At 59.0% G+C, this 890-nt stretch carries 1 protein-coding gene; it reads left to right on the forward strand.

The window, feature by feature from the left end; all coding sequences use genetic code 11:
- Window positions 1-22 precede the first annotated feature (22 nt).
- A partial coding sequence (locus P792_RS32120; protein ID WP_031241256.1) for a S46 family peptidase occupies window positions 23-890 on the forward strand: 868 nt, incomplete at its 3' end.

The following is an 890-nucleotide window of genomic DNA, read 5'->3' on the forward strand; positions in this document are numbered from 1 at the left end:
TCGTGGCTTCCTTGATGACGTCATGACCCTGGTGGAAGGCGCTCATGAGCGGGCCAAGCCCGACGCCAAGCGTCATGCGGGCTTCCATGACGCCCAGCTTGGCGAAATCGAGACCAGCCTTGGTGCGAAAGAGCCTTTCTATCCGGATCTTGAAACTGCTTCGCTGGCACTCAGCCTGACCAGCCTGCGTCAGGTGGCTGGTGCCGATGATAACCTTGTCCATCTCGCCCTTGGCAATGATGCACCGGAAGATGTGGCGGCGCGCCTTATCAAGGGGACAAAGCTGTCTGATCCGGCACAGCGTCTCGCCCTGTGGAAAGGAGGTCTCAAGGCCATCGAAGCCTCGACCGATCCGCTGATCGTCTTTGCCCGCAAACTCTACCCGGATTACGCGTCACTTCATGATCGTATGCGTGACGAGGTTTCCGCCCCGCTGCACAAGGCTCAGGGCGATATTGCCCGTGCGCGCTTCGCTCAGGCCAAGGCCGAAAATCGCCTCGATGCGTTGTATCCCGACGCCACGTTCTCGCCCCGTCTGTCCTATGGCACCGTCAAGGGCTGGCGCAAGAATGGCACGGATGTCGCGCCCTTCACGGATTTTGCGGGTATGTATCGACACGCCACCGGCAGCGAACCTTTTGCTCTGCCCAAGCGCTGGCTGGATGCGAAGGCCAATCTGGATCTGGCAACGCATCTCGATTTCGTTTCGACCAACGACATTGTGGGGGGTAACTCCGGTTCTCCGGTCATCAATCGCGAAGGTAAGGCTGTCGGCCTGATCTTTGATGGTAATCTGCCGAGCCTTGCGGGTGATCTCTATTACGACATCAGCAATAACCGCGCTGTCGCGACCGATACGAGCGCCATCATCACCGCGCTCAGAGTGGTCT

Source organism: Asaia sp. SF2.1, from assembly GCF_000505765.1.
Taxonomy (GTDB): domain Bacteria; phylum Pseudomonadota; class Alphaproteobacteria; order Acetobacterales; family Acetobacteraceae; genus Asaia; species Asaia bogorensis.